The sequence below is a fragment of the Cryptocyanus atlanticus LEGE 06306 genome, from assembly GCF_056633155.1.
The window spans coordinates 192387-216438 of the sequence record NZ_JBSJOZ010000003.1; the positions used below are offsets into that span (position 1 = coordinate 192387).

At 63.8% G+C, this 24052-nt stretch carries 23 protein-coding genes; 8 read left to right on the top strand and 15 right to left on the bottom strand.

Going from position 1 to position 24052, the window contains the following annotated elements; genetic code table 11:
* Window positions 1–17: 17 nt before the first annotated feature.
* Together fmt and ACWJI7_RS05235 are read left to right on the top strand one after the other, a co-directional pair.
* Window positions 18–1058: a methionyl-tRNA formyltransferase gene (gene fmt, locus ACWJI7_RS05230; protein ID WP_479935897.1), complete on the top strand. Its 1041-nt coding sequence runs from the start codon at window positions 18–20 to the stop codon at window positions 1056–1058.
* 186 nt (window positions 1059–1244) lie between these two features.
* Window positions 1245–2285, top strand: a complete 1041-nt coding sequence (locus ACWJI7_RS05235) for an AI-2E family transporter (protein ID WP_479935899.1) — start codon at window positions 1245–1247, stop codon at window positions 2283–2285.
* 47 nt (window positions 2286–2332) lie between these two features.
* Here ACWJI7_RS05235 and ACWJI7_RS05240 read toward each other — a convergent pair whose 3' ends face one another.
* Window positions 2333–3598 (bottom strand): DEAD/DEAH box helicase, encoded by a 1266-nt coding sequence (locus ACWJI7_RS05240; RefSeq protein WP_479936021.1) that lies wholly within the window; start codon window positions 3596–3598, stop codon window positions 2333–2335.
* A gap of 197 nt (window positions 3599–3795) precedes the next feature.
* On the opposite strand from ACWJI7_RS05240, the gene ACWJI7_RS05245 reads away from it, so the two are divergent.
* Window positions 3796–4305, top strand: a complete 510-nt coding sequence (locus ACWJI7_RS05245) for a hypothetical protein (protein ID WP_479935901.1) — start codon at window positions 3796–3798, stop codon at window positions 4303–4305.
* 7 nt (window positions 4306–4312) lie between these two features.
* On the opposite strand, the gene ACWJI7_RS05250 is transcribed toward ACWJI7_RS05245, so the two are convergent.
* The 3 genes from ACWJI7_RS05250 to ACWJI7_RS05260 are packed head-to-tail and all read right to left on the bottom strand — an operon-like array spanning window position 4313 to window position 7181.
* Entirely contained in the window at window positions 4313–5725 is a 1413-nt protein-coding gene (locus ACWJI7_RS05250; protein WP_479935903.1) for an NAD(P)(+) transhydrogenase (Re/Si-specific) subunit beta, read from the bottom strand.
* Complete coding sequence (locus ACWJI7_RS05255) at window positions 5725–6021, bottom strand: NAD(P) transhydrogenase subunit alpha part 2 (RefSeq protein ID WP_479935905.1); 297 nt, start codon at window positions 6019–6021, stop codon at window positions 5725–5727. Before ACWJI7_RS05255 ends, ACWJI7_RS05250 begins: the two co-directional genes overlap by 1 nt.
* Window positions 6018–7181: an NAD(P) transhydrogenase subunit alpha gene (locus ACWJI7_RS05260; protein ID WP_479935907.1), complete on the bottom strand. Its 1164-nt coding sequence runs from the start codon at window positions 7179–7181 to the stop codon at window positions 6018–6020. Before ACWJI7_RS05260 ends, ACWJI7_RS05255 begins: the two co-directional genes overlap by 4 nt.
* Window positions 7182–7384: 203 nt before the next feature.
* Here ACWJI7_RS05260 and ACWJI7_RS05265 point away from each other — a divergent pair, with 203 nt between their 5' ends.
* Window positions 7385–7666, top strand: coding sequence for a 2Fe-2S iron-sulfur cluster-binding protein (locus tag ACWJI7_RS05265; protein ID WP_479935909.1), 282 nt, complete (start codon window positions 7385–7387; stop codon window positions 7664–7666).
* A 3-nt stretch (window positions 7667–7669) separates the two neighbouring features.
* On the opposite strand, the gene ACWJI7_RS05270 is transcribed toward ACWJI7_RS05265, so the two are convergent.
* The 3 genes from ACWJI7_RS05270 to ACWJI7_RS05280 form a co-directional block, all read right to left on the bottom strand.
* Window positions 7670–9352 (bottom strand): NAD-dependent malic enzyme, encoded by a 1683-nt coding sequence (locus tag ACWJI7_RS05270; RefSeq protein WP_479935911.1) that lies wholly within the window; start codon window positions 9350–9352, stop codon window positions 7670–7672.
* 35 nt (window positions 9353–9387) lie between these two features.
* Window positions 9388–9789: an MAPEG family protein gene (locus ACWJI7_RS05275; RefSeq protein ID WP_479935913.1), complete on the bottom strand. Its 402-nt coding sequence runs from the start codon at window positions 9787–9789 to the stop codon at window positions 9388–9390.
* A 166-nt stretch (window positions 9790–9955) separates the two neighbouring features.
* Window positions 9956–10528: a hypothetical protein gene (locus tag ACWJI7_RS05280; RefSeq protein WP_479935914.1), complete on the bottom strand. Its 573-nt coding sequence runs from the start codon at window positions 10526–10528 to the stop codon at window positions 9956–9958.
* A gap of 83 nt (window positions 10529–10611) precedes the next feature.
* Here ACWJI7_RS05280 and ACWJI7_RS05285 point away from each other — a divergent pair, with 83 nt between their 5' ends.
* Window positions 10612–10737 carry a hypothetical protein gene (locus ACWJI7_RS05285; RefSeq protein WP_479935916.1) on the top strand — a complete coding sequence of 42 codons (126 nt, stop codon included), beginning with the start codon at window positions 10612–10614 and terminating at the stop codon, window positions 10735–10737.
* Between the two features lie 244 nt (window positions 10738–10981).
* On the opposite strand, the gene ACWJI7_RS05290 is transcribed toward ACWJI7_RS05285, so the two are convergent.
* The gene (locus tag ACWJI7_RS05290; protein WP_479935918.1) at window positions 10982–11881 is read right to left on the bottom strand and encodes a cation diffusion facilitator family transporter; all 900 of its coding nucleotides are present in this window, start codon (window positions 11879–11881) and stop codon (window positions 10982–10984) included.
* Between the two features lie 101 nt (window positions 11882–11982).
* Between ACWJI7_RS05290 and ACWJI7_RS05295 the strand changes: the two genes are divergently transcribed.
* The gene (locus tag ACWJI7_RS05295) at window positions 11983–12468 is read left to right on the top strand and encodes a cupin domain-containing protein (protein ID WP_479935920.1); all 486 of its coding nucleotides are present in this window, start codon (window positions 11983–11985) and stop codon (window positions 12466–12468) included.
* A gap of 44 nt (window positions 12469–12512) precedes the next feature.
* Here the strand turns inward: ACWJI7_RS05295 and ACWJI7_RS05300 are convergent, their stop codons facing one another.
* The 3 genes from ACWJI7_RS05300 to ACWJI7_RS05310 all read right to left on the bottom strand — a co-directional run bounded on the left by ACWJI7_RS05300 (window position 12513) and on the right by ACWJI7_RS05310 (window position 17630).
* The gene (locus ACWJI7_RS05300; protein WP_479935922.1) at window positions 12513–13169 is read right to left on the bottom strand and encodes a 4'-phosphopantetheinyl transferase family protein; all 657 of its coding nucleotides are present in this window, start codon (window positions 13167–13169) and stop codon (window positions 12513–12515) included.
* Between the two features lie 12 nt (window positions 13170–13181).
* Window positions 13182–16484 (bottom strand): beta-ketoacyl synthase N-terminal-like domain-containing protein, encoded by a 3303-nt coding sequence (locus ACWJI7_RS05305; protein ID WP_479935924.1) that lies wholly within the window; start codon window positions 16482–16484, stop codon window positions 13182–13184.
* A 249-nt stretch (window positions 16485–16733) separates the two neighbouring features.
* Entirely contained in the window at window positions 16734–17630 is an 897-nt protein-coding gene (locus ACWJI7_RS05310; RefSeq protein ID WP_479935926.1) for an alpha/beta hydrolase, read from the bottom strand.
* Between the two features lie 459 nt (window positions 17631–18089).
* On the opposite strand from ACWJI7_RS05310, the gene ACWJI7_RS05315 reads away from it, so the two are divergent.
* Window positions 18090–18365 carry a hypothetical protein gene (locus tag ACWJI7_RS05315; RefSeq protein WP_479935928.1) on the top strand — a complete coding sequence of 92 codons (276 nt, stop codon included), beginning with the start codon at window positions 18090–18092 and terminating at the stop codon, window positions 18363–18365.
* Between the two features lie 78 nt (window positions 18366–18443).
* Here ACWJI7_RS05315 and ACWJI7_RS05320 read toward each other — a convergent pair whose 3' ends face one another.
* The 4 genes from ACWJI7_RS05320 to ACWJI7_RS05335 form a co-directional block, all read right to left on the bottom strand.
* Window positions 18444–19901: a hypothetical protein gene (locus tag ACWJI7_RS05320; RefSeq protein WP_479935930.1), complete on the bottom strand. Its 1458-nt coding sequence runs from the start codon at window positions 19899–19901 to the stop codon at window positions 18444–18446.
* 3 nt (window positions 19902–19904) lie between these two features.
* Entirely contained in the window at window positions 19905–21188 is a 1284-nt protein-coding gene (locus ACWJI7_RS05325; protein ID WP_479935932.1) for a sulfotransferase family protein, read from the bottom strand.
* 108 nt (window positions 21189–21296) lie between these two features.
* Window positions 21297–22037 (bottom strand): triose-phosphate isomerase, encoded by a 741-nt coding sequence (gene tpiA, locus ACWJI7_RS05330; RefSeq protein WP_479936023.1) that lies wholly within the window; start codon window positions 22035–22037, stop codon window positions 21297–21299.
* Window positions 22038–22068: 31 nt separating this feature from the next.
* Window positions 22069–22254, bottom strand: a complete 186-nt coding sequence (locus ACWJI7_RS05335; protein ID WP_479935934.1) for an RNA-binding S4 domain-containing protein — start codon at window positions 22252–22254, stop codon at window positions 22069–22071.
* A gap of 39 nt (window positions 22255–22293) precedes the next feature.
* Here ACWJI7_RS05335 and ACWJI7_RS05340 point away from each other — a divergent pair, with 39 nt between their 5' ends.
* Window positions 22294–24033: an ABC transporter ATP-binding protein gene (locus ACWJI7_RS05340; protein ID WP_479935936.1), complete on the top strand. Its 1740-nt coding sequence runs from the start codon at window positions 22294–22296 to the stop codon at window positions 24031–24033.
* The last annotated feature ends 19 nt before the right edge of the window (window positions 24034–24052 follow it).

Consider the following 24052-nt stretch of genomic DNA (forward strand, 5'->3'; position numbering starts at 1 on the left):
CTGCGGACAAGCCCGCCATGAAGATCCTGTTCTGGGGCACTCCGGGCTATGCGGTGCCCAGCCTTGAGGCGCTGGTGCTGGCAGGCCATGAGCTGGTGGGGGTCGTGAGCCAGCCCGACCGGCGCCGCGGACGTGGTTCGACCCTGGTGCCCTCGGCCGTGAAGAGCCGGGCCCTGGAGCTGGGACTGCCGGTGCTCACCCCCTGCCGGATCCGGCGCGAGCCGGAGACCCAGGAGCAGTTGGCGGCGCTGGGGGCGGAGGCCTCAGTGGTGGTGGCCTTCGGACAGTTGCTGCCCCCCGAAGTGCTGGCCCAGCCGCCGCTGGGCTGCTGGAACGGCCACGGTTCGCTGCTGCCCCGCTGGCGCGGCGCCGCCCCGATCCAGTGGTGCCTGATCGAAGGCGACAGCGACACCGGCGTGGGGATCATGGCGATGGAGGAGGGCCTTGACACGGGGCCGGTGCTGCTGGAGCGGCGGGTCACGATCGACCTGCTGGAGAACGCCACCCAACTGGGAGTGCGTCTGAGCCGGCTCACCGCCGAGCTGCTGGTGGAGGCGATGCCCCGGATTGCCCGGGTGGGGCCAGGCCCGCAAGCCGAGCGCTGGCACGGGCTTGGCCTCAAACCCCAGAGCCGGGAGGGCCTCACCCAGGCGCGGCTGCTGCAGAAGCAGGATGCCCACATCGACTGGAGCGCCTCCGCCCTGGCCATCCACCGGCGGGTGATGGGTCTGCATCCAGGGGCCGTGAGCCCGTGGGGGCAACGGCGCCTCAAACTGCTCGCCACCGAGCCCCTGGTGCCGCGCCTGAGCGATTGGCTCACGCCAGCCGGCGCCGCGCTGGCGCACCGGTGGGGCGAGCCGGGATCCACCGCCCAGGCCGAAGCCAGGGCTGCGGATCCCGGCCACGTGCTGGAGCGGGCCCGGGGCACCGGTCTGGTGGTGGCCACCGGCGGTTGCCCCCTGCTGATCCGGGAGGCCCAACTGGAGGGGAAACGGGCCCTGAGGGACGACGCGCTGCTGCAGCAGCTGGGGGCCCGGTTGGGGGATCGGCTGGGATGAAACCAGACGGGCAGCCCGCGGGTCTGCACCGCGACGCCGGCATCTGGATCCTGAGTGGGCTCAGCGAACCTGGGGCTGCGGGGGCTGGTCCGGCCGGGGAGGGTGCCGAGGGTGACGGTGGGGAGCCGGGCCCGGCTCCATCGGAGAGCATGGTTGGATCCACTTTCCCCGGCGATCCGCAGCACCATGAGCCAACCCAACACGCCGCCCTGGCAGGGGCTGAACCAATCGGCGCTGCTGCGGTTCCTGCTGCTGCTCGCCTGCGGCTGGGCGCTGGTGCAGCTGGTGGCCTTCTTCCGGCCCGTGCTCACCCTGTTCATCGCCGCAGCAGTGCTGGCGGTGTTGCTGGAGTATCCGGTGCGCCGGCTGGTGGCCCTGGGCTGCAGCCGGGGCCTGGCGATCCTGCTCACCGGCCTGGCCGCCTTCGGCAGCGGCAGCCTGTTCGTGGCCGTGCTCGGCTTCCAGCTGATCAACCAGGGCAGCAGCCTGCTCAACGATCTGGTGCTGGGCCTGCAGCGCCCCGATCTGCCCTTCCACGATTATTTCAAGACGATTCAGCTGGCCCAGGTGCTGGACCTGCTGCGCAGCAGCCTCGGCAGCGGCCTGGGGATGATCGGTGGCGCCTTCTCGAACGTGTTCGCCGGCGTGATTCTGCTGGTGATCGTGGTCTACATGCTGGTGGACAACGGCGCCACCTGGACCCAGGTGCTGCAGCTGTTGCCTGCGGAGGTGCGCGGGCGTTTCGACCGCAGCGTGCAGAAGAACGTGTTGGGGTTCCTGCGCGGCCAGATCACCCTGATGCTGTTTCTGAGCCTGGCCAGCTTTCTGGTGTTCGCCCTGCTGGGGGTGAAGTTCTCCCTGATCCTGGCGATCGTGGTGGGGGTGCTGGATGCCATCCCCGGCATCGGCGCCACCCTCGGGGTGATCGTGGCCACCAGCGTGGTGTTCCTCACCCAGGGCCAGTGGCTGGCCCTTCAGGTGGTGATCGCCTCGGTGGTGCTGCAGCAGATCCAGGACAATGTGGTCCATCCCCGCGTGATGGGCCGGGCCCTGCAGATCCGCCCGGTGGTGCTGTTCTTTGCCCTGTTCGTGGGCGAGCGGCTGGCGGGCCTGCTGGGGGTGTTCCTGGCCATTCCCGTCACCGGCATGATCCTGGGCTGGGGAAAGGAGGAGCTCCCAACCTCCCCCACACCCCCGGAGGAGGATGCCCTGCGGCCAGGATCCTGAAGGGCCCCAGCTGATTCTTCCCCCGCCCGGGCGGCGGGTGGACGGACTCAGCCCCGCCCCCGGGGCCGGCTTTCCCGCGAGAGGGGTTGGCTGCGGGGGGTGCCGCTGCGGGGGCCGTTGCGGCGTGGCACAGGGCCGCCTGGACCACCCCGCTGACCGCCACCTCCCCGGCGCGCCCCCCCTTTGCCCCGCCCGCCGCTGAGATCCAGGGGGGGGGCCGAGAGGATGGTGGGCTCGAAGCCAGGGATTTCCTGCCGGGGCAGGGGGTTGCCGATCAGCTTCTCGATCGCCCGCAGCAGTTCATGTTCCTCGGCGGCCACCAGCGAAAGGGCGTGGCCGCTCTGGCCAGCCCGGCCGGTGCGCCCGATGCGGTGGACATAGTCCTCAGCCACGTTGGGCAGGTCGAGGTTCACCACATGGGGAAGCTGCTGGATGTCGAGGCCGCGGGCGGCCAGATCGGTGGCCACCAGCACCCGCAGCTCTCCGCTCTTGAAGCTGGCCAGCGCCCGGGTACGGGCCCCCTGGCTTTTGTTGCCGTGGATGGCCATGGAGGTCACCCCCTCCTGGCAGAGCCGCTCGGCCAGCCGGTTGGCGCCGTGCTTGGTGCGGGAGAACACCAGCACCTGCTGCCAGTTATTGGTCCGGATCAGGTGGGAGAGCAGATCCCCCTTGCGGGCCATGTCGCAGGGGTGCATCACCTGCTCCACCAGGGGCGCCGCCCGGTTCTCCGGGGTGGCCTGCAGCTGCACCGGCTGGTGCAGGAGACCCTGGGCCAGTCGGCGGATGGAGGGATTGAACGTGGCGGAGAAGAGCAGGTTCTGCCGCTTCGGGGGCAGCAGGGCCAGAATCTTCTGGATATCGCGGATGAAGCCCATATCGAGCATGCGGTCGGCCTCATCGAGCACCAGGATCTCGAGCCGGTCGAAACGGATCGCGTTCTGCTGATACAGGTCCATCAGCCGGCCGGGGGTGGCCACCAGCACGTCGGCACCGCGACGCAACCGCTGCATCTGCGGGTTGACCTTGACGCCACCGAAGACCACGTCGCTGCGGAGATCGAGGTAGCGGCCGTAGTCGCGCACGCTCTCGGCCACCTGGGCCGCCAGCTCCCGGGTGGGGGTGAGCACCAGGGCACGCACCTGGTTGTTGCGGGCATGGGGGCCGTGGCGCAACCGCTCCAGCATCGGCAGGGTGAAGCCGGCCGTCTTGCCCGTGCCGGTCTGGGCGGCCGCCATCACATCCTGTCCGCCGAGCACGGCGGGAATCGACTGGATCTGAATCGGCGAGGGAGTGGTGTAGCCCTTGGCGGCGATGGCCTTGAGGAGAGGTTCGGAGAGACCGAAGGAGGCGAAATCGACGACGGCGGGGGTGAGCGAACGGGTCTGCTCCTGTCCCGGAGCTGGGTGGGTCAGAAGGGAAATCGGAGCAATCCGCGCAAGACCACCACTCTAGGCGGGCGGAACTGGGATCATGCCTGCAGGGCCCGTCCCATCGCTGTCCGGCCATCGCCATGAACCCCACCCTCTACACCCGTCTGCGGCAGGCGAACCGGAGCAGCGAACGGACCTGGACAGCTCCCCTGCGGCCCCGGCCGAACGGCGTTGTCGTGGTTCCTGCCACCCACGCCCCGCCCCCAGGACCGGAACCGGCCGATCAACGGCTCAGCCAGGTCCAGGCGGACCCTGGATACGAGCCCCTCGCCGATGCCGGTAGGGACGGTGCCCTGACGGCCGGGGTCCCCCAGCCCGAGACAGCAGCGGCGGAGGCACCCGCACCGGCGCCGAGACGGCAGCCGGTGATCATCACACCACCGGTCTCCTCAACCTCCTCCTCCCGGCGGTGGGTGGTGCTGCTGCTCTGGATGGTCCTGGTGGTGATCGATGGAGCGGCGGCGGCCGTCGCGTTGGCCCGCAGTCTTCGGACGGTCTGGCACCAGGCCGGCCGCCCACGGCCCGAAGCGGCAACGACGGTCAACCCCGCGGAAACGAGGCCCTGGCGCTCAGCGGTGGCGGTGAGCTGACGACGGCCTAGCTGGCCTTGCCCGAACCAACGGGCACCTTGCCCACCCCCAGCTCGCGCAGGTTCTGGAGCAGGGCCTGCAGCACCTGCTTGGCATCGCCGAAGACCATGGAGGTCTGGGGCAGCTCGAACAGGTCGTTGCGGATGCCGGCATAGCCCGAACCCAGGCTGCGCTTGACGACGAACACCGAGCGCGCCTGATCCACCTCCAGCACGGGCATGCCGTACAGGGGGCTGGAGGGGTCACTCTTGGCGCGGGGATTCACCACGTCGTTGGCCCCGAGAACGATCACCACATCGGTCCGCGGAAAGTCCGGATTGATGGCATCCATCTCGATCAGCTGGTCGTAGGGCACGTCGGCCTCGGCCAGCAGCACGTTCATATGGCCAGGCATCCGCCCCGCCACCGGGTGAATGGCGTACTTCACCTCCACGCCATGGGTCTCCAGCAGCCGGGCCAGCTCCTTGAGGCTGTGCTGGGCCTGGGCCACCGCCAGGCCGTAGCCCGGCACGAAGATCACCCGTTCGGCGGCCTCGAGGGTGAGGGCACACTCCTCGGGGCTGCAGGAGGTGACATTGGTGTAGTCCTCACGGCCGCCGGCGGCACCGTCCTCGCTCGGGGCGCCGCCGAGGGCGCCGCCGAAGAGCACTGAGGGGAGGGAGCGGTTCATCGCCGTGCACATCACCTGGGTGAGGATCAGGCCGGCGGCGCCCACCATGGCTCCGGCCACGATCAGCAGTTCGCTGCCCACCACGAAGCCGGCGGCGGCGGCGGCCACACCCGAATAGGAGTTGAGCAGGGAAATCACCACCGGCATGTCGGCACCGCCGACCGGCAGGGTGAGGCCCACTCCCAGCAGCAACGCCAGCACGGTGAGGGGAATCAGGGCCAGCAGCAGGCCCTTGAGCACCAGGGCGCAGCAGACCAGGCAGGCCACCGTCATCAGGATGTTGACCGCATGGCGCTGGGGCTTGAGGGTCCAGGGCGGTGTGCCGATCCACTCCTTGAGCTTGCCCATCGCCACCAGGGAGCCGCTGAAGGTGATCGCCCCCACCAGCACCGACACCAGCACCGACACCTGACCCAAGAGGTTCAATCCGCCGGGCAGCTGCACGGCCCCGAGGGCCACCAGCAGGGACGACATGCCGCCACAGCCGTTGAACAGGGCCACGGTCTCGGGCATGGCGGTCATGGCGACCCGGAAGGCCAGCAGCGCCCCCAGGCCTCCCCCGGCGGCCAGCCCCCCCAGCATCCAGGGCCAGCCCGCCAGCCCCTGCTGGGCCAGCAGGCCTACGACGGCCAGGACCAGGGCCAGGGCCGCCAGGCCATTGGAGCTGCGGGCGGTGCGGATCTTGGCCAGACCCTTGAGGCCGAAGGCCAGCAGCAGCACGGCGCCCAGTTCGATCGTCAATTCGCCCATCAGGTGGTCTCCTTGCGTCGGAACATGGCCAGCATCCTGTCGGTGACCAGGAAGCCCCCGACCACGTTGAAGAGGGCGAAGCCGAGGGCCACCGCTCCCACGGCCCGCAGCGCCGGGCTGGGCGCCTCGCTGATCAGGGCCAGAGCGGCCAGCAGGGTGATGCCGCTGATCGCGTTCGCCCCGGACATCAGGGGAGTGTGCAGGGTGGGGGGCACCTTGCCGATCAGCTCCAGCCCGAGAAGGCTACCGAGCACGAGCACCCAGAGCGCCTGGGTGAGGCCGAGTCCGCCGCTCATGCCACCACCTCCTCAAGCGAAGGCCAGAGGTCGGAGCGGCGACAGAGCCCCCCATGGGTGATCAGGCACGATTCGAGCAAGGGGTCCTCCGGATTGAGTGTCAGGCCGTCCTCGGCGAGCAGGGATTCGAGCAGCGCCATCAGGTTGCGGGCATAAAGGGCGCTGGCATGGTGGGGAACGGTGGAGGGCAGGTTGGAAGCGCCGATGATCCGCACTCCTCCGATCTCCACCGTGCGATCGGGCTGGCTGCCGGCGCAGTTGCCACCGCTCGAGACGGCCAGATCGACCACCACCGAACCCGGCCGCAGGGCACCGAGCATCTCCTCGGTGATCAGCAGGGGGGCCGGGCGCCCCGGCACCTGGGCGGTGGTGATCACCGCGTCGGCCTCGGCCAGGTGGGTGGTGAGCTGCTGGCGCTGGGCCTCCAGGAAGGAGGCGCCCGCCTCGCGGGCATAGCCACCGCTCTCGCCGGGGGCCTCGCGGGCGGGGGGGTCGATGAAGCGGGCTCCGAGCGATTCCACCTGCTCCCGGGCCGCGGGCCGCACATCACTCACCTTCACCACCGCCCCCAGGCGACGGGCGGTGGCCACGGCCTGCAGGCCGGCCACCCCGGCCCCGAGCACCAGCACCTTGGCGGGCTGGACGGTGCCGGCCGCCGTCATCAGCATCGGGAAGAAGCGATCCAGCTCGGCGGCCGCCAGCAGCACGGCCTTGTAGCCGGCGATGTTGGCTTGCGACGAGAGCACATCCATCGACTGGGCCCGGCTGATGCGGGGCAACAGCTCCAGGGCGATCGCCGACACCCCCCCGGCACTGAGGCGCTCGATCAGGGGGCGGTTGGCGTACGGGTCGAGCAGACCGACCAGCACCGAGCCGGCGGACAGGCGTTCGAGACCACCGCTGCCGCCATCCCCCTCGGCCAGCGGGGGCTGAACACACAACACCGCCTCGGCCCGGCCCCAGCTCTCGGAGCAGCCCACCGAAACGATCGCGGCGCCGCTCTCCCGGTAGGCATCGTCACTGAATCCGGCGGCCAGACCCGCCCCTTGTTCGAGGGAGATCTCACACCCCCGGGCCAACAGGCGGCGAACCGTTTCCGGCGAGGCGGCCACCCGTTGCTCCCGTAGCCGTTGTTCCGCCGGAACCAGCACCCTGACCACGCATCTCTCCAGCGAGCTCCCCTCCATTGACAGGCCCAGGGGTCTGGCAATGCAAGCGCTCGAGGCCACGTGTGTTCATGCCACCACACGAACCGAGGCGTCGCCCTCCAGGCCCAGCGGCCTGGCCCTGTGTGACGAGCACTACCCCATCCCCCCCAGGACCTGCCTAATCAGGACAGAGTTCCATCCGCAGCACCCCGGCCATGGCCTCCTTCACCATCACCCTGGAAGACGGAACGAGCTTCAGCTGTCCCGACGATCAGTACATCCTCGATGCGGCCGAGGAGCAGTCGATCGACATGCCCTACTCCTGCCGGGCCGGTGCCTGCAGCACCTGTGCCGGCAAGATCCTCTCCGGAAGTGTCGATCAGTCGGATCAGAGTTTCCTCGACGATGAGCAGATCGCTCAGGGCTATGCCCTGCTCTGCGTCAGCTATCCCCTGGCTGACTGCACGATCAAGCCGGGGGTGGAAGAGGAGCTCTGAGGCTCAGATGGCCTCCACCGGCCGGTAGCGCGGATGCCAGGTGGCCTGATCCAGCCGCTCGATCGCCTGCTCCGGCGTCGTGGCCAGACGGGCCACCCCTTCCGCCACCGCAGCCAGCGCCACGGCCACCGCCACCGCCCTCGAGACGGAGCGCACGTCGGAGAGGTCGGGCATCAGGGGGGCCTCGGGATCGCTCGCCGCCGGGATCCTGGAGGCCAGGGCTTCCAGGCCCGCATCGATCATCGCCTCGCTCACCCGGCTGGCACCAACGGCCACCGCCGCGAATCCCAGACCGGGAAAGAGGAAGCAGTTGTTGCACTGGCCGATGCGGCGATGGACGCCACGGACCCGCACCGGAGCGAACGGGCTGCCACTGGCCACCAGGGCCCGCCCACCGGTCCAGGCGAGCAGATCGGTGGGCGTGGCTTCTGCCAGGGCCGTGGGATTGGAGAGCGGCAGGATGATCGGCCGCTCCACCCCCGCCGCCATCGCCTCCACCACCGCCCGATCGAACGCACCGGCCACCGTGGAGGTCCCGATCAGCACGGTGGGATGCACCTGCTTCACCACCTCCAGCAGGCCGATGCGTCCGGCCCCGTCCGGCTCGAACGCCCCCATCTCCTCGGACGGACGGGCAAAGGCGGCCGCACAGGGAAGTGAATCCGAGTGGCCCTGAGCGACCAGGCCCCGGCGATCGATCGCCCAGATCCGCCGTCGGGCCTCCTGGGCGGGGAGGCCGGCCCGGCTCAGCAGCCGCACAAGACCTTCAGCGATGCCGCAGCCGGCCGTGCCGGCGCCGAAGACGACGATGCGGTGATCCACCAGGGGCAGGTCGGCGCCGCGGGAGGCCGCCAGCACCGCCGCGCAGGCCACGCCGCGGGTGCCCTGGATGTCGTCGTTGAAACTGGGCAGTTGCTCCCGATAGGTGGCCAAGAGCTGGTGGGCGTGGCCGGCTCCGAAGTCCTCCCAGTGGAGGAGCGCCGAGGGGAACACCCGCTGCACCGCCTCGACCAGCCGGGCCATGAAGCGATCGTAGGCGTCCCCGGCCAGGCGGGGCTGGCGCCAGCCCGGATAGAGGGGATCGGCCAGAAGCTCCTGGCGATCGGTGCCCACATCCAGCACCACCGGCAGCACCCGCTGGGGATCCAGGCCGGCGCAGAGGGTGTAGACGGCCAGCTTGCCGAAGCAGATCTCGATGCCACCGATGCCCTGGTCACCGATGCCCAGGATGCCCTGGGCATCGGTGACCAGGATCAGGTCCACCGGGCCGGGCACCACCTGGCGCAGGATGGCGGCGAGTCGCTCCTGATCGGGCGCGGCCAGGTAGACCCCACCGGTGGGACTGCGGTAATCGAGGCTGAACCGCTGGATCATCTCCCCGACGGTGGGGGTGTACACGATCGGCAGCACCGCGTCGATGTGATCGGCCAGAAAGCGGTGGAACAGGGTGGTGTTGGCCTGGCGCAGAGCCCGGGCAAAGCGGAACCGCTCCAGCGGGCTCGGCAGGGACTCGTAGGCGGCCCAGACCCGGGCGACCTGGGTGTCGAGGCTCTCGACCGCATGGGGCAGGAGCCCCTCCAGGCCGAGGGCCTCGCGTTCGGCGCGGCTGAAGGCCGTTCCTTTGTTGAGGCCGGGATCCCCCAGCAGCTGACGTCCCCGCAGGCGGGTGCGGAGGGGCGGGAGCATGGACGCGGGCGGGGATGCCGACCCATTGTGCGTGCTCAGAGCAGCCGGACCACGCTGCCGACCAGGGCCATCACCAGCAGGACCGTGCTCGCCAGGAAGCTGAGCACAAATCCCACCGTCCTCTGCTCGGCCGCCTGCAGATACCCGACCGCGTAGGCGATGCGGCCCACCACCCAGATCGCCCCGACCAGGGAAGCCGCCAGCGGGTTCGAGACCATCACCGCCACCCAGAGGGCCGGCAGCATGATGACCACCTGCTCCAGGGTGTTCTGCTGAACCCTCAGGGCCCGCTCGAAAGCTGGTGGGCCGCCCATCTGGGGGGGCATCACCCCGTGGCGCTGGCGCGAGCGGCCCACCACCAAGGCCGTGGCCTGGGTGACCAGCAGCGCCAGAACGGTGACCAGGCCGGGCAGGGCGTAGGCATTCGGGGCAGGCATGGCAGGGGCTGCGGCGGTGGCCGATCCTCTCACTGGCCCCGGCGACGCAGTTCCCGGGTGAACTCCGACGCCAGCCGGTCCTGGGTGAGCCGGGTGCGGATCCAGCCGATGCAGTCCAGGCAGCGGAACAGCAACCAGGTGACGAACAGGACCTGCAGCAGCGGTTTCAGGGAAGGCCGTTCACGGCTGCCGGCAAGGTAGCGGCTCCAGGCCGTGGCGCCCCATCACGGCACCACAACGCCAGACCGCCTCCGCGGCCGCGGGCCGCCAGCCAGTCCACGCCCTGGCCTTCGGAGCGATGGCCGTCCCGCTCGCAGGCGATCAGGGCGAAAAAGGGCAGCTCTCCGGGACGCTGCCGGGCGAAGTCCAGGGGCTGGGCGAGCGGTTTCTCCAGCAGGGTGAGGGATCCGAGCCGAAGGAGGAGCCGGTCGAACCGGAACAGGAGCAGGGGCCGTCGACCCTCCAGGCGGGCCCGGCCCACGAAGCGGAGTTCGAGGGCGCCGAGCCCCACCCTGTTGGCGAGCTGCAGCTCCTGCGCCGTCGCGCCGGCGGTGAGACTCAGGCGTGCTCCCAGGGCCTGCAGCAGGGTGCCGGCGAGCCGGGCGGGGCGATCGCCGTTGCGGGGCCAGGTGGCCGTCAACTGCCAGTGTCCGATCAGATCGGCGGGATCGATGCCGGAACCGTTCGGGCGGCAGCGGCGCTCGCGGCTAAGCAGCTCGGCTCCATCGGGGAGTGGCACGGCGATCCTCCTAGGGAACACTATGGAATCAGCATCGCCTCAGGCAAGCCGCCTAGGTTCACCCCTGCCAGCGATTTCCGCCCATGGCCCCGACAGACCAAACCGCCCGCCAGGTGCCATGGCAGATCGCCGGGGCGGTCTTCTTCCCTCTGGCCTTGCTGGGATGGTGGCTGGCCTCGATCGGCTTCTTCCAGCCCCCAGCGGGATGACCGGACCCGGAGCGGGCCGGGAGGATCAGACGCTCGGGCGCGACGGGCCGAGGGACGCTAGATAACGGCGCCGCTGGCCGGACGCCCAGGGCTCATCGCGGTGGAGGGGGCAGGTGGGTCCGGTCACCCCAGACGGCTCCAGGGAAGCTCCTGGACTCTGGATCGTGTCGTCGTGTTCGTTCATGCCTCGATGGTACGCGCCACGGGGGCGGAGCCAAGGGAGGCTCCGCGACGGGAAGGCCCCTCAGCGGGGACAGGATGCCCCACCGAAGTCGGCGGGCTCCAGCTGGATCGTGCAGTGGACGATGCCGAGCCCAGCCAGGCGTTCGCTGACCTGATTGAGCAGGGCACGGTCATCCGTCTCGGAGGCCCGGCGCGCCAGTTGAGCCGTGAGGGCCACCCGAGAAGTGCTCATCCCCCAGACGTGGAGATGATGGACTCCCACCACCCCGGGAAGGGACAGGAGCGTCTGCTCGACCCGATCCAGATCGACGGACCGGGGCACGCCGTCGAGGGCCACGAGGGTGGCCTCCCGCAACAACCCCCAGCCACTCCAGGCCACCACCAGACCCACCCCGATCGCCGTGAGCGGATCCAGCCAGCTCCAGCCGGTGAGACCCACCAGGAGGGCACTGACGAGAACTGCCACCGAAACCGCCGCATCGGTGAGCAGGTGAATGACGGCGGCCCGGCGGTTCAGGTCGTGGTGATGATCGTCGCCGAACAGGCGAGCCGACAGCAGGTTCACGACGATGCCGGCCGCCGCTGCCCAGGCCACCGGAGCGCTGACCATGGGCACCGGAGCCCAGAGGCGCTGGATCGCCTCAACGGTAACCACCGCTGCCGCCATCAGGATCAGCACCGCATTGGCCAGGGAGGCCAGCTGGGTGCTCCGGCCAAGGCCGTAGGTGAACCGCTGGGTCGGCGGACGCCGGCTGAGGCGCTCGGCGCTCCACCCGAAGGTGAGACCGGCCACGTCACCGAGATTGTGAACGGCGTCGCCGATCAGGGCCAGGGAGCCGAAGCTGAAGCCGATCACCAGCTGCAGCGCCGTCAGCAGCACGTTGAGCAGGATGCTCCAGCGGAAGGCATGCCTCGCGCCTGCGCGTCGCTGGGCCGGGGAGACAGGATGCTGGTGATCCATGGGCTGAACAGGCGGAGAGGGGTCTGGCCCCGGCTGGTCGAGGACTCCCGGCTAGTGTCCCGCCCCGGGCGCGCCGCACCGATCAACGCACGCATCGACCCATGGAATGCACCCCGGACCACCTGATCGAACGGCTCCAACTGATACCCCACCCGGAAGGGGGCTGGTATCGGGAGCTGCATCGATCCACGCTGGAGATTCGGAGGTGTACCGATGGGGCCTCGCGGAATGGACTCACGCTGATCGCCTATCTCCTCGGCCGCGACGCCGTCAGCCGTTGGCACAGGCTCAACGGCAGTGATGAAATCTGGTTGCATGCCGCTGGCGATCCCCTGGAGCTCTGGGCCCTGAATCCCCAGGGTGGTCGGGCGAAGCGCACCCTCCTCGGTCCAGCCGATCGGGACGAGCCGGGAATCGAGAGCGTCGCCCGGATCCCGGCCGGTTGGTGGCAGGCCGCCCGCAGCCGGGGGAACTGGACTCTGGTGCACTGCTGCGTGGGCCCCGGGTTCGACTTCGCTGACTTCAGCCTGCTGGGGGAACGGCCCGCCGCGGAACATCCAGCGGGGGCCATGGCGGATCTGCTCTGATCCGCTTTGCTCCTGTCAGACGATGGCTGGCGAGCCGTGTGCGCTCAGGCAACCGGCGCTTCGAGCGCCACCGCCATCGTCCAGGCCTCGGCCACCAGACCCACTCCAGAGAACCGCCGGCCCGGGAAGGCCGCTTCGAACGCAAATGGACGGTGCCCCAGGGAAGGATCAGCTGCAGCAGGGAAGCTCATGGTGTGAAGTTGAAACCCGCCATGGGGGAGCGAGCCGGCAAAAAGTTTGAAACCAGCTTCATAGATGGTCCAGACACAGCAACACCTGAGCTCGAAGGACACAACTGGAGCCGCCGCAGGAAGGGGCCAACCCATGTAATTGAAAATTGCGGTCCAGTCATGGCCAGCGGCATGCTCGATATCGACTCCAAAGGGTGCCCCCGATCGAACACCGACCAGGACCAGACCACGGGAATGGGACACCGAGGCATGCAGATCGATCAGGGGCTGCTGATGGAGGTAGAGCGACGGTGGAGTACCCGGCGCCCCCCGGAGTTCAAGGTCAGAAGCTGAGATCTGATCCAGCTGGAACCAGCGGTGGAGCAGCAACTTACTGATCAATCGGCTGGTGACAAAATCAGCGGCCCGCAACGAGTGTCGTAAACCGGCAAGCTGCCGCTGCTCCTCGCTGGATAGGAATTGTCTGGACAGATGCCGGCATAGCAGGGGGTCAGCTGCCTGCACCAGCATCAAGGGCATTCGTCAGTCCACCTGGTTGAAGATCTGCTGTGAGGTGGCATCTGCACTGGCAAGAATGGTCAGGATCGATCGGCTGTGCTCCAGCAGGAGGTGATAGCCCAGGCCGGGATCCTCCTGCGTGGCCGCGGCAGCAGGGGCAGCGGTGGGGATGGGAGTGGGCTCCATGGGGGGAGAAGCCTTCGCGGCGACAGGGGCCTGGGGGAGAACTCCGTTGGACGGGGGAGTTGGAGGGCCCAAGCTGAGCTCGGCTTCGGCATCGGGTTGCAGGGAGGCCAAAAAGTCTTTGAGGCCGGCGGAGTTGTACTGGGGAATCTCTGAGAGAACCGAAACAGCGGTTTTCGGTCGAGTCACCGTGGTCAATCCAGTTCGATAGCGTTCGATAAAGAGTGAATCAAGAGCAGGAAGATCCAGGTCGAGGCCAGAGGTCCACAGCGTTGCGACTGACTGGAGAAAGGCTGTTGTGCTGTCTTTGCGGGAAGTTCCGAGCGAAACCGCCACCACATCTGGGCAGTCAGAAAGAGCTTCCTTGGTATAGCTCGTCAAGGTGGTATTTGGGCCAAGTTCGATGAAGTACCTGGCACCATCAGCGTACATTCGTCGAATAGTCTCTTCGTAGCGAACTGGGTGAAGCCATTGGTCGATAAAAATCCGGGTACCCTCATCCAGGTCGTTGGGATAGGGTTCGGTCGTCAGGCAGCTGTAAACAGCAGCATGATGCGGTTCAAACTGAATCGAGTGGGGATACTCCCGATAGAGTCTTCGGTGGGTTTCGGCCCCCTGCTGAAAGTATCGTGTGTGGTAGGGGCGGGTCAGCGGTGTCGGCAACAGGGATCCACCGGCGGCCAGAACCTGCTCTTCGAGATCCTTGCTGAAAGCCGCCTCAGAAAACACGACCCGCTGGGAGCGGCAGTTGTCAGAAATCAGCGACCATTCCGAACGCCGCTCCAGAATTTCCTTGAGTTGACCTGTACTCAGGCCTGAGATGGCAAAAGTTGAACCCTCTGGAAATTCATCAATGGAATCGGCCTGAGAGAAGAATTCATGGATTTGCTTGACTCGGGTTTTCAGGTCTTCTTCATTTCGCATCGTTGCCAAGCTGCCTGAAAGCATCACTGCATTCGATTCACCCTGGCTATGGCCAACAATCTGATCAGGGCTAAGTCCGATACGAGAGGCAATCTCATAGAACGACATCAAGCAAGCGGCAATGATCTGGGTGGCCGAATCCTGGGCATACAGAAGCTCAATGCGCCGGGAATTTGCCGCCTTAGCACAACTCAGATCAGAGTTCGGCATGCAGGTAACCAAACCCAGAGGAATATCACGCTCCAGGGCCTCATCCATAAAATTATACCAATACGAAAAAAGGTCAATATTATTTGTTAGATCACTGAGCATCTCAGGAGCCTGCACACCTTCACCCGGAACAAGAAAGGCGATCTTGCCTCGTGGTCTGGCCGATTCCGAATAGATGAAGTGACGCCCGCGATGGGTCGCTGCGGATGAATCTCCCGCCAGCCAGGCCGTCGCGTCTCGGAGGCCCTCACCAAGCTTGCTGAGCGAGGCCGCGAAGATCACAAGCCTGATCGGCAGCTCGGAGCTTCCGCTCTGGCCCGACGGAGATCGGAACATCACGGCCCGATTGATCGCCTCCACCTCCACCTGTGTGATCAGCTGCTCCAACTCAGATCGTGAGGATGCCGCCAGAAAGATGGCTCGGCCCGTGGTGCTGTAACCCTGATGTCGATACTGCAACAGACCTCGATAGGTCCGCCCCGATGAATCCGTGCTAAGGACGGTTTCTTCGGTCTCCTGATGCGGCTGTGGGGCCAACCTGGGATAGGGAAACAGGATGGAAGGAGCGGAGCAAGGCTGGTGCAGGCCCACATGCTCCTGAATTAACAAATGACCATTGATACCACCAAACCCAAATGAGTTGATGGCGGCAATCCTGGGCTTGGCGGAAGAATGAAACCAGCGACGCAGTGAGCGGTTAATGTAAAAAGGAGTGGAGTGGTCAGAAACCGCCTCCAGAGGATCTGGACAGATCGATGGGGGGATCAATTTGTTCTGTAGTGCCAGCGAGATCTTGATCAGACTGGCAACACCGGAAGCTGGAATCGTGTGACCAATCAAGGATTTAATCGATCCAATAGCAATCGTGGACAGGCCTCGATGACAATCAGCAAAGACCTCCAACATGGACGAAAGTTCAGTGTTGTCTCCATGCGGAATGCCAGTTGCATGCACCTCCACCAAAGAAACGTCCGAAGGCTTGATCTCACATTTTTCGTAGGCCCGTTTCATCGCTGCGATCTGCCCCTGGCGATTCGGTGCCAACAGACCTTCTCCCTTGCCATCGCTGGCCAGAGCAACGGAACGAATCACCGAATAGATCGTATCGCCAGATTGAACGGCATCTTCCAAACGCTTGAGCGCAATGAAGCCGACACCCTCGGATAGCAGTGTTCCAGATGCCGTTTTCGACATGGGGAAGATTCCTTCTTCTGACAACGCATTGATCGTGCAGAAAAGTTGATAGATCGGAAAATTCATGGTGGCCTGAACTCCACCAACCAACATCAGATCAGCATCACCGGTATCCAGCTGCTTGATCGCGTGATCCACGGCAATCATGCCTGAAGTGCAAGCACCATCAACAAGATAATTGGGACCAAGCAGACCAAGACGGTTGGCGATGGTACCCGAAACGACATTGGAGATCAGGTTGGGGGTGATCGCCGGATCGGCCACCAGTTCATAGGTTGACGACAGCAGGGAGCGGAGTTGTTTACGGCGATCACCACTCAGGGAAGCGCCGGCGGAATCAGCAAGAACATCGATGAAATGTTCCATGATCATTCCATTCATCAACGCACCGACAATGCCGCGATGGGGGTGGTCACCCATACCGACCACAACCCCAGTTCGCTCATGGGGAATCCAGGCTGGCTCCCGGCCTCTGAGGCCATCGGCCACAGCCTCAGCAGCCACCTGAAGGCAAAGATACTGGGATGGATCTCCCTCGACGAGATTGGGAGGAAAGGCAAACCGAAGGGAATCAATCCAACTATTTTCGGCAATCGATCCGTATTTTTTTGTATAAATTGTGGAGTATGATTCGCGCGGGTTAGATCTGTCCTGATTTTTATTGTAGTAGAGGTTAGCCCAAGAATCAGTCATCTCCTTTAGAAGAGACTCTCCTTTCACCAATGCCTTCCAGTACGATGAAGTATCGGTAATTCCGGGATACCTGCAAGCCATGCCTACAATTGCGTAGCCCTGCATAGAAGCCAAGTCACTCATATGACACTAGCATGAGTATGTCGGAAGAAAGCCATACCTGGATTTGCGCACAAGGGGGGTCCCTGGCGACAGCCACCCCTCAATGATGCTGAACTCGTCTGTACGACATCCCATCATCCAGGCCAGACCCAATTACGAGTTCAGGCCGAGCCCACGGGAGCCGTAAGGATCCGACCCATCACTCCATGGAGCGTCAGCAGGATGGATGGGGGCTGTTGTGGTGAGGGCAGAAGCCTGTACTGGGGCGGATCATTCGTTCAGAAACGCGAGGATGGCAGCACCCGTTGAACTTCCTGGCTCACCAATACTGGTGTGAATACGCTTGTGATCAAATGAATGGCCGGAAAGCGAGGCCTGAAATGCAGGGCATTGATTAAGCGTAGTGGCAAACGATTTGATTTCCGCCTGCTGTTTCCCAGGTCGCTGATTGGAATACATAATCAACACCTCAGTTGGAGAGGGTCTGCTTGGACAGGCGTTCTTCACGAGTTGAGCAGGAACCCACTCAGATAGAAGAGACCTCTGATCCTTATTAGCACCGGTTCCAAAGATCACGGCCAAGCTCTGCCTATAACGAGATACTTTACCTGTGTACCAGTTGGAATCATTGAGAATGAACTGTTGATAGGCATCAGCTGTTGACCGGTACTTCGGGCTGGTGGCTGTCAACGCTGCCAGATAGGCTCCTGCCGAATGACCCAGCATGGCAGCCCTGTTCATGCTGCAGGCGGGATTGGTTGTACTCAGATTCGTCTTCAGCCAAGCCGTCGCTGCAACCAGGGAGTCCATCTGCTGCTCGATCAATCCCTCCACGGGTCGCCCGTACACCGGATAGTTAACTGAGACCAGACAGACTCCATGGCGATTGAAGAACGTCGGCATGGAGCCGACACTCCGTTTATCCCCACGCATCAGGGATCCGCCGTGAACATAAACCAGCGTTGGACAGTTGCCCTTGGTCGTCTTCGTGCAAGCAAAGATGTCCAGCGTATTGCTTCCGGCCGGAGCGCCCGGGATCAGGGGTGAATAGGTGTTCCCACTAGTCGACACATTGACCGGTCGGGAGGCTGTCGATGGCCTCTCGCCCTGCATGCGGCGCCGGAACGATCGAGCCATGGCGCAACCGGAAAGCATGGTCTCCAGCACCAGGAGGATGGCCAGGAGAGGCAGCGTCGATGCCCATCGGCCATTTTGCCGATGGGCCGCAGGGGGATGGTCCGGTTGGGGAGATCGTGCCATGGGGCCGCTGGGATTCGTTTCAACAGTTCATTCATCAAGCTGACATCTGGATGTGCCAAGCTTTTGACGGCCAGATATTGGGTCGTTCAGAGATCTGTGAATAGGGCTGAATAAAGCCTGCTTCAACATCACTGAATGACAGAACCTATGATGGATTTCATTGAATACGCTACCATGCCCCCACGTTTAGTCCCAACTGAACGGCACCTGATCAGCCTCCACATCCTCCAAAACGTGAACGACACGAACCGTGGCTGGCCTGCCGCCCATCCAGGATCAACGGGCGAGCGGCAGAATCGGTGTGCAAACCCCCATTCAAGCCTGCCGCCTCAGCTAAGCTTCAATCAGATGATCTGAATCACAGACATGGACAATCCCGAGAGTGAAGTCGATCAATCACTTCACGTCGAAATGGTCAATCAACTGAATCTGCTTCCCAACAAATTCCATCAAATCTCAGCCGAAGATATTGACCATCTCAATGAGATTTCAACCAAGGAAGCGGAGAGACAGCTGAGTTTGACATCCTCTGCGATGAAGTTGTTTTCCAATTTTGAAAAGTTGCTGCCCATTGGACCCATCGCAGCCAAGAAACTGGGAGGATTTGCTGGGAATACAAAAGATGAGCGCAGATCATCATAAGTTAACAAAGGCCAGAGCTGGCCACCCTGGATCAGGCTATCGCCTTGCCCCAGGGAAGCACAAACCAAGAAAGCCCAACTAGAGGGATATGATTTGACATCCACTCTTAGGATTTATACGATATTCACCTCGATCCGAATCTGATGTGCGAGTCAGCACTTTAGGTCCGAATGGATTGGCCGTACAGACATGAACCTTGCTATTCCAGTTAATAATGTTTCTGATCCCAAAATTATAGATGTTATCAAAGCCATTATGGGTCCTGCAATTCCAATCAACTCCATCTGTTGAAGACCAGAGTTCAGACCCCCCATAGGACGACAGAAAGACTTGCATGCTATCCCAATCCAGAAGTCGTCCAAATCTGGTTTTTCGCTCTTCCCGCAGTGCCCAGAGGCCGAAGATTGACCAATCCATGGTGCCGAGATAGAGACGATCATCAATACTGACAATCTTCCAGATATAGGCATTAAAGTAGTTACCAAAGCCAGGACCGCGTCCACTCAGTGGGAGCAGGCCATCCCTCGGGTTCGCACAGACCAGCTCGAGGTCATCATTCGGGGCAAGCCGCAGCACTTCAGCCGCCGCAGGGCCGACATTATTAGTCCGATCATGCCCACCATTTTGAATACCTGTACCGACATATAGATAGCCTCGATGACTACATAGGGAGATAATTCCTTGATTCAGCGCACCACGACCACCACCATCTTTGACAACCATCTCCCAATCAAAAGCAAACTTTCCTGTTCGCTTTCCTCTCCACAATTGGAATCCGTTGATGCCACCCGTTCCAGCATAAAGCAGACCTTGATGGATGCAAAGTTCATAAACAACAACGACTTCAGGGAACGTTCCCAGGCCCTCTCCATTAATGGAGAACCATTCTCCCGTTGTTGGATCATCTGTTGCAAAGATCGTGGTGATTCCAGCTCCGTTCACATTGCCATTGGAGGCACCTGTAATGGTGGTGACCAAGAGTTCTTCATACTGGAGTAGGGAGCGTATCGAGGTGAGGGTGATTTCGTTGGATGAAAAAGCTGAAATTATACTGGGTTTAGGCAGTCGCTCAAACTGATGCCCGTCGTAGGTGACCATCAGATCGGGTCCGTCCCCCCGTGATCTGGATGTGGAAGCAACATACAGAGCCTTATCGGTGGAGCCCTCTTTAAAGGTGCACATGCTCCGGTATCCATAATGGCGCCGAAACGGAGTCCCGATCTCCGGAAGAAACCAATCAGCTTGATGAACTCGCGTGGGTGCGGGTGAATCCGGTCGGAAACACCAGATCTCTGCCGCCGATACGTTATCTTCGAAGGCCTGCTCGTAATTCTTGTACTCAATCGGCACTGGCCACATGTCGATGTGGACATTGGGCATGCCGAAGCGTAGAAAGACCAGATTGGCGCGGCCCGTGCCAATGTACATGGCGCCTTTGAATACGGCCGCAGAGTAGGCGTAGGCGTTATAGGGATCGCCAAAGCCATTGGCACAGACAGGAGCCGGCTGGACTTTGGTACAGATGGCAGTTGTCATCGATCAGGCCTGATAACTGGGGATGTTGCCCATGAGAGCTTGACTCACATCTGAGAGCGAATGGAGCGCTGGAAATGACTTCCAGATATCGGCTCGATCATTCACTATCCGATTTTCGAGGAAGAATTTAAGGTCACCCGCATACGCGTTCGTTTCGATCTGATGGGTCTGATCCCCGCCATAGGGATTGGCACAGCTGGCGTGGTAGGGGAGTTGAAGGAAGGAAAGGAGCGCCCCCATGGTCTGCTCTGGGCTTGTAACCAGGTCTTCATAACTGACATAATGCAGCCGAGCATCATCAATCCCAGGAAGAATGGATTGAATATTCTGATGACAGAGCGCCCAGATCATCTCGGGGATGGTTGTGGAATCGCCTTCGTAGCGGCGCGCGAATGGAATAATTTCCTGGAGCTGGGAGTCAATCAGTGACTTCAGCACCGCCGAGGGGTGACGCCCAAGATAGATGAAGCGTGCCTCCGGAAACTGGGCGGAAATCCGCTCCAATGTTTGCTTGCTATAGGCATAGGAAGGCGTGTTGTCAACCAGGTAAGCTTTGCTGAACCCATCCTCGATTTCCGTGAAGAAATTTAAGATGGGCTCTTCCCTGGCGATATAGTCAATCTCTCGCTGGTTGGAATCATCCAGGGAGATTCCGTTGATCTTGGCGCGAAGCCGAGCGGTTCCCCCGAGCAGATGCCTGGTTTCAGGCTGATTCAGGGCCTCGTTCCGCTGCGCATAGGTGTCATAATGCAGAAGGTGCAATTCTTCCGGGGATTCAATATCCGGGTGCTGATCCAGCATCCGCTGAAGCAGGGTGGATCCGGATCGTGGAGAAGAGAGGACAAAGGCCAGCTGATAGCCGGTGCGGATGGGTTCGGGATCCGAAAACGTTGGTTTCTGGATCAGTGATTTGAACTGTTCAAACTCTGAAGGACCGAATAGGGAGCGCTGATACTTCCTGTCGTCAGCTGGTTGCTGCGGCTGATCAGACGATGAAGCGGGTGTCGAAATGGCAGCAGAGGCGGCTGCCACCTCCTGCTCGACATAGTCACTGAGCTGGCCAATACTCAGGTCAGCAACATACTGACCTTCGACCGGCATGACCAGCTTGATGAAGGACAAGCGTTCGGTGGTGAGAGTCTGACACTTCTGAAAGAGAGAGACAAAGTCGACCGAAGTCAGGCCCAGATCGGCAATCAGATTAGTTCTTGCAGAAAGAGACTCATCATAGAAAATATCATTATCTTGGCAGTAGTCATCAATAATGTGAATGACTTCTTGGAGCATCGCCGATCGAAAGCTGATTGAGGATAACACGATCTGAAGGATCGTTCAGCCCTGGGTGGCAGTGCCGGCGGTTCAGCCGCACCGGGCGCCCCCGTCATCGCGAGACGATCACACGGCTACCGGGACGTGATAATTGGCGATCCGGGCGAATCCTTCCGGATCGAGGGAGGCACCGCCCACCAGCACCCCGTCGATCTGGGGTTGTGCCATGAGCAGGTCGATGTTGTTGGCTTTGACCGAGCCTCCGTACTGAATCACCACATCGTCATGGCCAACCCACCCGCGGATCAGTCCGCAGATGCGGTTCGCCTCTTCAGCCCCGCAGGTCTTGCCGGTACCGATGGCCCAGATCGGTTCATAGGCCACCACCAGTCTTGTGGGGTCGAGGCCGTCGAGCCCCTGATCCACCTGACGGCGAATCACCCGTTCGGCCTCCCCGGCCTCCCGCTGGGAGTCACTTTCGCCGACGCAGAGAATCGGGATCAGTCCGGCTTTCTGGGCCGCCCGGGCCCGCAGATTGATCTGTTCATCGGTTTCGCTGTAGTACTTGCGGGGCTCACTGTGGCCCACGATGGCGTGGGTGGCCCCATGTTCCAGGAGCATCGGGGCGGAGATCATGCCGGTGTAGGCGCCCTCGAGATCCCAGTGGACATTCTGGGCGGAGAGCTTGAGCCCACTTCCGGCGATGGCCTCCCCCAGGGCTTCCATGGCGGTGAAGGGAGGGGCCAGAACGACGACACGATCGGGGGGCAACTGCTGCACCCGTGGCAGGAAGTCAGCCGCATAGTCCCGCGCCTGGGCGCAGGTCATGTGCATCTTCCAGTTGCCCGCGATCACGGCCTTGCGCAACGGACTGCCTCCCTGAGTCGTGCCCATCAACCTAGGTGGCTGTGGGGACCGTCAGACTCCGGCCACCCAGCTCGACACGCTCGCCACCGACCAGCTGGCGGCCCCGTCGCCGCTCCACCGCACCATCGACCCGCACCTCCCCCTGCTGGACCCGGACCTTGGCCTCGCCGCCCGTGCTCACCAGTCCCTGCCATTTGAGGAATTGATCCAGCCGCACCGGTGGGAGGCGCCCTGGAGGCGCTGATAGGGTTCGCCGATGCTCGCACCCCCTTCGGCCGGCTTCCGCGGGTTGTTGCCGCTGCTGAGGCCCCATCGCCCCAGGCTCCTGGCCGGGGGGGCCTGCATGCTGGTCTTCGTGGCCTGCTGGCCCCTGCTGGCCTGGTTGGCCGGCCGGCTGATCCCGGCGATCGGGGCCGGCGATTTCCCTGAAGTGCTCCGGGTGATCGCGCTGGCCCTCGGGGTGTTTCTGGTGCAGAAGTGCGCCCAGTTCGGCCAGGACACACTGCTGGCGGCTCCGGCACTCCAGGTGAGTCAGGCCCTGCGCAGCCGGCTGTTCGCCCGGCTGCAACGCCTGGAGTTCAGCGCCCTGGAAACGCTCTCCGCCGGTGATCTGACCTACCGGCTCACCGAGGACGCCGACCGGGTCGGAGAGGTGATCTACAAGACGATCCAGGACAGCACCCCCAGCCTGCTCCAGCTCGTCGTGGTGTTCGGCTACATGGTCTTTCTCGACTGGAAGCTGTCCATGGCCACCCTGCTGCTCGCCCCGGTGGTGGCCGTGCTGGTGAGTGGCTTCGGTGCCCGGGTGATGGGGGCGGCCGAACGCAGCCAGAAACAGGTGAGCGAGCTGGCCGGGCTGCTGGGAGAGGCGATCGGCGGGCTGCCCCTGGTGCGGGCCTTCGCCGCCGAGGACTGGCTCCAGCAGCGCTTCGAGCAGGAGATCGACCTGCACCGGCGGGCCCGGTACCGCACCTTGAGCCTGCTGGCCCTGCAGCATCCGGTGGTGGGTTTCATCGAGGCGGCCGGCATTCTCTCGGTGCTGCTGATCGGAGCCGCCCGCATCCAGGCCGGCGGCCTCGACAGCCAGGGCTTCAGTTCCTACGTGGCCGCCCTGCTGATGCTGATCGATCCGATCTCCCATCTCACCACCAACTACAACGAGTTCCAGCAGGGCCAGGCCTCGCTGAAGCGGTTGGGCGAGATCGAGCGGGAGCCGGTGGAACGTCCGGACCGCAGCGATGCCCAGCCGCTCGGACCGGTCAGGGGAGACCTCCGGCTCAGCGATGTGTGGTTCGGCTACGATCCCTGCCAACCGGTGCTGCGCGGCCTCGATCTGGCCGCCCGACCCGGACAGCTGGTGGCCCTGGTCGGCCCTTCCGGGGGCGGCAAGAGCACCCTGTTCTCCCTGCTGCTGCGCTTCAACACCGCCCAGAGCGGCCAGGTGCTGCTCGACGGCCAGGACCTGGCCAGCCTCAGGGCCAGGGACCTGCGCCGGGCGGTGGCCCTCGTTCCCCAGCAGAGCAGCGTTTTCTCCGGCACGGTGGAGGAGGCGATCCGGTTCGGTCGCAACGCCAGCACCGAGCAGGTGCGGGAAGCGGCACGGCTGGCCAACGCGGCCGGATTCATCGAGGAGCTCCCCCATGGCTACGCTTCACGCGTCGAGGAGCGGGGCAGCAATTTTTCAGGAGGTCAGTTGCAACGGCTCGCCATCGCCCGTGCCGTACTGGGTGATCCAGCCGTGCTCCTGCTCGATGAGGCCACCAGCGCCCTGGACGCCGAGGCGGAGGACGCCGTACAGCAGGGCCTGAGGCGGGCGATGGAGGGCCGCACCGTGCTGGTGATCGCCCACCGGCTGGCCACGGTGCAGGGGGCCGACCAGATCCTGGTCCTCGATGGGGGTCGCATTGTGGAGCGGGGCAGCCATGATCAGCTGATGGCCCGTCCCGGTCGCTACCGCGAGCTCTGCGAGCGTCAGCTGATCCGGGTGGCCGCCTGACCTGTGACCGTCCCTCGCG

What these genes read in the sequence shown, in the direction of transcription:
- fmt (WP_479935897.1), top strand. Translation starts at nt 18, where the DNA reads ATGAAGATCCTGTTCTGGGGCACTCCGGGCTATGCGGTGCCCAGCCTT.
- ACWJI7_RS05235 (WP_479935899.1), top strand. Translation starts at nt 1,245, where the DNA reads ATGAGCCAACCCAACACGCCGCCCTGGCAGGGGCTGAACCAATCGGCG.
- ACWJI7_RS05245 (WP_479935901.1), top strand. Translation starts at nt 3,796, where the DNA reads ATGAACCCCACCCTCTACACCCGTCTGCGGCAGGCGAACCGGAGCAGC.
- ACWJI7_RS05250 (WP_479935903.1), bottom strand. Translation starts at nt 5,725, where the DNA reads ATGGGCGAATTGACGATCGAACTGGGCGCCGTGCTGCTGCTGGCCTTC.
- ACWJI7_RS05255 (WP_479935905.1), bottom strand. Translation starts at nt 6,021, where the DNA reads ATGAGCGGCGGACTCGGCCTCACCCAGGCGCTCTGGGTGCTCGTGCTC.
- ACWJI7_RS05265 (WP_479935909.1), top strand. Translation starts at nt 7,385, where the DNA reads ATGGCCTCCTTCACCATCACCCTGGAAGACGGAACGAGCTTCAGCTGT.
- ACWJI7_RS05270 (WP_479935911.1), bottom strand. Translation starts at nt 9,352, where the DNA reads ATGCTCCCGCCCCTCCGCACCCGCCTGCGGGGACGTCAGCTGCTGGGG.
- ACWJI7_RS05275 (WP_479935913.1), bottom strand. Translation starts at nt 9,789, where the DNA reads ATGCCTGCCCCGAATGCCTACGCCCTGCCCGGCCTGGTCACCGTTCTG.
- ACWJI7_RS05285 (WP_479935916.1), top strand. Translation starts at nt 10,612, where the DNA reads ATGGCCCCGACAGACCAAACCGCCCGCCAGGTGCCATGGCAGATCGCC.
- ACWJI7_RS05290 (WP_479935918.1), bottom strand. Translation starts at nt 11,881, where the DNA reads ATGGATCACCAGCATCCTGTCTCCCCGGCCCAGCGACGCGCAGGCGCG.
- ACWJI7_RS05295 (WP_479935920.1), top strand. Translation starts at nt 11,983, where the DNA reads ATGGAATGCACCCCGGACCACCTGATCGAACGGCTCCAACTGATACCC.
- ACWJI7_RS05300 (WP_479935922.1), bottom strand. Translation starts at nt 13,169, where the DNA reads ATGCTGGTGCAGGCAGCTGACCCCCTGCTATGCCGGCATCTGTCCAGA.
- ACWJI7_RS05305 (WP_479935924.1), bottom strand. Translation starts at nt 16,484, where the DNA reads ATGAGTGACTTGGCTTCTATGCAGGGCTACGCAATTGTAGGCATGGCT.
- ACWJI7_RS05315 (WP_479935928.1), top strand. Translation starts at nt 18,090, where the DNA reads ATGGACAATCCCGAGAGTGAAGTCGATCAATCACTTCACGTCGAAATG.
- ACWJI7_RS05320 (WP_479935930.1), bottom strand. Translation starts at nt 19,901, where the DNA reads ATGACAACTGCCATCTGTACCAAAGTCCAGCCGGCTCCTGTCTGTGCC.
- ACWJI7_RS05325 (WP_479935932.1), bottom strand. Translation starts at nt 21,188, where the DNA reads ATGCTCCAAGAAGTCATTCACATTATTGATGACTACTGCCAAGATAAT.
- ACWJI7_RS05340 (WP_479935936.1), top strand. Translation starts at nt 22,294, where the DNA reads ATGCTCGCACCCCCTTCGGCCGGCTTCCGCGGGTTGTTGCCGCTGCTG.